This window comes from Mycobacterium sp. PO1 (assembly GCF_017312405.1).
In the GTDB taxonomy this organism is placed as follows: Bacteria; Actinomycetota; Actinomycetes; order Mycobacteriales; family Mycobacteriaceae; genus Mycobacterium.
The window spans coordinates 1-5,558 of sequence record NZ_BLTG01000035.1; the positions used below are offsets into that span (position 1 = coordinate 1).

Below are 5,558 nucleotides of genomic sequence, written 5' to 3' on the forward strand. Positions count from 1 at the left end.
TGTTGTTTGAGAACTCAATAGTGTGTTTGGTGGTTTTTGTTTGTTGTTTTTGTTCACCTCTTTTTCCCGTTTAGGGGTGGATGTTTTTTTGATGCCAGATTTTTCTGGTTGCTTGGTCAGATTTTTCTGATTCGGATTCTGCCCGGTTTGTCCGGGGGTTTTTGTTTGGAGAGTTTGATCCTGGCTCAGGACGAACGCTGGCGGCGTGCTTAACACATGCAAGTCGAACGGAAAGGCCCTTTCGGGGGTACTCGAGTGGCGAACGGGTGAGTAACACGTGGGTGATCTGCCCTGCACTTTGGGATAAGCCTGGGAAACTGGGTCTAATACCGAATATGATCATCGGCTTCATGGTCGGTGGTGGAAAGCTTTTGCGGTGTGGGATGGGCCCGCGGCCTATCAGCTTGTTGGTGGGGTAATGGCCTACCAAGGCGACGACGGGTAGCCGGCCTGAGAGGGTGTCCGGCCACACTGGGACTGAGATACGGCCCAGACTCCTACGGGAGGCAGCAGTGGGGAATATTGCACAATGGGCGCAAGCCTGATGCAGCGACGCCGCGTGAGGGATGACGGCCTTCGGGTTGTAAACCTCTTTCGCCAGGGACGAAGCGCAAGTGACGGTACCTGGAGAAGAAGCACCGGCCAACTACGTGCCAGCAGCCGCGGTAATACGTAGGGTGCGAGCGTTGTCCGGAATTACTGGGCGTAAAGAGCTCGTAGGTGGTTTGTCGCGTTGTTCGTGAAAACTCACAGCTTAACTGTGGGCGTGCGGGCGATACGGGCAGACTGGAGTACTGCAGGGGAGACTGGAATTCCTGGTGTAGCGGTGGAATGCGCAGATATCAGGAGGAACACCGGTGGCGAAGGCGGGTCTCTGGGCAGTAACTGACGCTGAGGAGCGAAAGCGTGGGGAGCGAACAGGATTAGATACCCTGGTAGTCCACGCCGTAAACGGTGGGTACTAGGTGTGGGTTTCCTTCCTTGGGATCCGTGCCGTAGCTAACGCATTAAGTACCCCGCCTGGGGAGTACGGCCGCAAGGCTAAAACTCAAAGGAATTGACGGGGGCCCGCACAAGCGGCGGAGCATGTGGATTAATTCGATGCAACGCGAAGAACCTTACCTGGGTTTGACATGCACAGGACGCCGGCAGAGATGTCGGTTCCCTTGTGGCCTGTGTGCAGGTGGTGCATGGCTGTCGTCAGCTCGTGTCGTGAGATGTTGGGTTAAGTCCCGCAACGAGCGCAACCCTTGTCTCATGTTGCCAGCACGTTATGGTGGGGACTCGTGAGAGACTGCCGGGGTCAACTCGGAGGAAGGTGGGGATGACGTCAAGTCATCATGCCCCTTATGTCCAGGGCTTCACACATGCTACAATGGCCGGTACAAAGGGCTGCGATGCCGTGAGGTGGAGCGAATCCTTTCAAAGCCGGTCTCAGTTCGGATCGGGGTCTGCAACTCGACCCCGTGAAGTCGGAGTCGCTAGTAATCGCAGATCAGCAACGCTGCGGTGAATACGTTCCCGGGCCTTGTACACACCGCCCGTCACGTCATGAAAGTCGGTAACACCCGAAGCCGGTGGCCTAACCCCTCGTGGGAGGGAGCCGTCGAAGGTGGGATCGGCGATTGGGACGAAGTCGTAACAAGGTAGCCGTACCGGAAGGTGCGGCTGGATCACCTCCTTTCTAAGGAGCACCACGAGAATAGGTGTGGCAGTGGGCCATACCTGATGCCGTGAGGAACCCTTTGCCTGTAGTGGGCGGGGTTTGGTGCACAACAAACATTGAGCTGTAACGGGTTCCGGGTTGTTCCGGGGTTTGCGGTTCTGGCTGCCAGACACACTATTGGGCTTTGAGACAACAAGCCCGCGGGTCTGCTGCGTTGGTGGCAGATGCCGGCTCTTGGCCTCCTCGAGTTTGTGGGGGTTGGGGGTTCTTGTTGTTGCCCCGCTTTGGTGGTGGGGTGTGGTGTTTGATTTGTGGATAGTGGTTGCGAGCATCGAGATGATGGCTTGTGTGAAGGGCCTGCCTTCCTTTTGTGGGGGTGGGTGTCTTTGTGTGGGTTGTTGTCTCATGTAATGCAAATTTTTCTGATACCCAGCCTTTCGGGGTTGGGTGACTCATTTTTTGGTTTTGTGTTGTAAGTGTTTAAGGGCGCATGGTGGATGCCTTGGCACTGGGAGCCGATGAAGGACGTGGGAGGCTGCGTTATGCCTCGGGGAGCTGTCAACCGAGCGTGGATCCGAGGATGTCCGAATGGGGAAACCCGGCACGAGTGATGTCGTGTCACCCGGCACTGAATACATAGGTGTCGGGGGGGAACGCGGGGAAGTGAAACATCTCAGTACCCGTAGGAAGAGAAAACAAATAGTGATTCCGTTAGTAGTGGCGAGCGAACGCGGAGGATGGCTAAACCGTGTGCATGTGATACCCGGCGGGGGTTGTGTGTGCGGTGTTGTGGGGCGTTTCTTCTCTCATCCGCCGATGAGGGCAGGAGTCAGAAACTGATGGGTTAGTTGAAGTGGCCTGGGATGGTCTGCCGTAGTGGGTGAGAGCCCCGTAAGCGAAAATCTGTCAGCTCCTGTGGAATGTTCCCCGAGTAGCAGCGGGCCCGTGGAATCTGCTGTGAATCTGCCGGGACCACCCGGTAAGCCTGAATACTTCTCAGTGACCGATAGCGGATTAGTACCGTGAGGGAATGGTGAAAAGTACCCCGGGAGGGGAGTGAAAGAGTACCTGAAACCGTGCGCTTACAATCCGTCAGAGCCCTCCTTCGTGGTGGGGTGATGGCGTGCCTTTTGAAGAATGAGCCTGCGAGTCAGGGACATGTCGCGAGGTTAACCCGGGTGGGGTAGCCGTAGCGAAAGCGAGTCTGAATAGGGCGTATCCACACAACAGTGTGTGGTGTAGTGGTGTGTTCTGGACCCGAAGCGGAGTGATCTACCCATGGCCAGGGTGAAGCGCGGGTAAGACCGCGTGGAGGCCCGAACCCACTTAGGTTGAAGACTGAGGGGATGAGCTGTGGGTAGGGGTGAAAGGCCAATCAAACTCCGTGATAGCTGGTTCTCCCCGAAATGCATTTAGGTGCAGCGTCGCAGTGTTCGTGTTGGAGGTAGAGCTACTGGATGGCCGATGGGCCTCACAAGGTTACTGACGTCAGCCAAACTCCGAATGCCGACACGGTGTAATGCGGCAGTGAGACGGCGGGGGATAAGCTCCGTGCGTCGAGAGGGAAACAGCCCAGATCGCCGGCTAAGGCCCCTAAGCGTGTGCTAAGTGGAAAAGGATGTGCAGTCGCGAAGACAACCAGGAGGTTGGCTTAGAAGCAGCCACCCTTGAAAGAGTGCGTAATAGCTCACTGGTCAAGTGATTGTGCGCCGATAATGTAGCGGGGCTCAAGCACACCGCCGAAGCCGCGGCAGCGTATTCAATGCGCTGGGTAGGGGAGCGTCCTGCATCCGGTGAAGCAGCAGCGTGAGCTAGTTGTGGAGGGTGTGGGAGTGAGAATGCAGGCATGAGTAGCGATGAGGCAAGTGAGAACCTTGCCCGCCGAAAGACCAAGGGTTCCTGGGCCAGGCCAGTCCGCCCAGGGTGAGTCGGGACCTAAGGCGAGGCCGACAGGCGTAGTCGATGGACAACGGGTTGATATTCCCGTACCCGTGTGTGAGCGTCCCTGATGAATCCGTTCTGCTAACCGCCCAAATGGCATGTCACCGGCGACCTTCGGGTCAATGGGATGTGCCGGCTGCGCGGGACCCGGACGGGTAGTAGTCAAGCGATGGGGTGACGCAGGAAGGTAGCCGTACCAGTCAGTGGTAATACTGGGGCAAGCCGGTAGGGAGAGACATAGGCAAATCCGTGTCTCACATATCCTGAGAGGTGATGCATAGCCGAGTGAGGCGAATTCGGTGATCCTATGCTGTCGAGAAAAGCCTCTAGCGAGCGCACACACGGCCCGTACCCCAAACCAACACAGGTGGTCAGGTAGAGAATACCAAGGCGTACGAGTGAACTATGGTTAAGGAACTCGGCAAAATGCCCCCGTAACTTCGGGAGAAGGGGGACCCACATGGTGTGTAAGCCCTTGCGGCCCAAGCACAAGTGGGTGGCACAAACCAGTGAGAAGCGACTGTTTACTAAAAACACAGGTCCGTGCGAAGTCGCAAGACGAGGTATACGGACTGACGCCTGCCCGGTGCTGGAAGGTTAAGAGGACCCGTTAACCCTTTCGGGGGTGAAGCGGAGAATTTAAGCCCCAGTAAACGGCGGTGGTAACTATAACCATCCTAAGGTAGCGAAATTCCTTGTCGGGTAAGTTCCGACCTGCACGAATGGCGTAACGACTTCTCAGCTGTCTCAACCATAGACTCGGCGAAATTGCATTACGAGTAAAGATGCTCGTTACGCGCGGCAGGACGAAAAGACCCCGGGACCTTCACTACAACTTGGTATTGGTGCTCGATACGGTTTGTGTAGGATAGGTGGGAGACTGTGAAGCAGCCACGCCAGTGGTTGTGGAGTCGTTGTTGAAATACCACTCTGGTCGTATTGGGCCTCTAACCTCGGACCGTGAAACCGGTTCAGGGACAGTGCCTGGTGGGTAGTTTAACTGGGGCGGTTGCCTCCTAAAATGTAACGGAGGCGCCCAAAGGTTCCCTCAACCTGGACGGCAATCAGGTGTTGAGTGTAAGTGCACAAGGGAGCTTGACTGCGAGACGGACATGTCAAGCAGGGACGAAAGTCGGGACTAGTGATCCGGCACCCCCGAGTGGAAGGGGTGTCGCTCAACGGATAAAAGGTACCCCGGGGATAACAGGCTGATCTTCCCCAAGAGTCCATATCGACGGGATGGTTTGGCACCTCGATGTCGGCTCGTCGCATCCTGGGGCTGGAGCAGGTCCCAAGGGTTGGGCTGTTCGCCCATTAAAGCGGCACGCGAGCTGGGTTTAGAACGTCGTGAGACAGTTCGGTCTCTATCCGCCGCGCGCGTCAGAAGCTTGAGGAAACCTGTCCCTAGTACGAGAGGACCGGGACGGACGAACCTCTGGTACACCAGTTGTCCCACCAGGGGCACCGCTGGATAGCCACGTTCGGACAGGATAACCGCTGAAAGCATCTAAGCGGGAAACCCCCTCCAAGACCAGGCTTCTCACCCTTTTAGAGGGATAAGGCCCCCCGCAGACCACGGGATCGATAGACCAGACCTACACACCTAGCAATAGGCGCAGGGAACTGGCACTAACCGGCCGAAAACTTACAACAACAACAAAACCTCGCAACCACACCACACGGTCAAACAACAACGACCACACCCCACCACCAAAACACGGGGCCCACACACCTCCCCCCACCAAAAAAAAGGGGGGCACTCAAAAACGAGTGAATACAGTTACGGCGGTCCATAGCGGCAGGGAAACGCCCGGACCCATCCCGAACCCGGAAGCTAAGCCTGCCAGCGCCGATGATACTACCCACCCGGGTGGAAAAGTAGGACACCGCCGAACACACCTTAAAACCGGTGCCCCCCAACACAGTTGGGGGGCACCGGCATTCGTGCATC

General features: G+C 56.7%; 3 rRNA genes. All 3 read left to right on the forward strand.

Going from position 1 to position 5,558, the window contains the following annotated elements:
* The first annotated feature begins 162 nt into the window (after nt 1-162).
* The 3 genes from J3476_RS14120 to rrf all read left to right on the forward strand — a co-directional run bounded on the left by J3476_RS14120 (nt 163) and on the right by rrf (nt 5,502).
* Nucleotides 163-1,684: ribosomal RNA gene (locus J3476_RS14120) — 16S ribosomal RNA — on the forward strand.
* Nucleotides 1,685-2,136: 452 nt separating this feature from the next.
* Nucleotides 2,137-5,260: ribosomal RNA gene (locus tag J3476_RS14125) — 23S ribosomal RNA — on the forward strand.
* Between the two features lie 128 nt (nt 5,261-5,388).
* Nucleotides 5,389-5,502: ribosomal RNA gene (gene rrf / locus J3476_RS14130) — 5S ribosomal RNA — on the forward strand.
* Together the 16S, 23S and 5S rRNA genes form the textbook arrangement of a ribosomal RNA operon.
* The last annotated feature ends 56 nt before the right edge of the window (nt 5,503-5,558 follow it).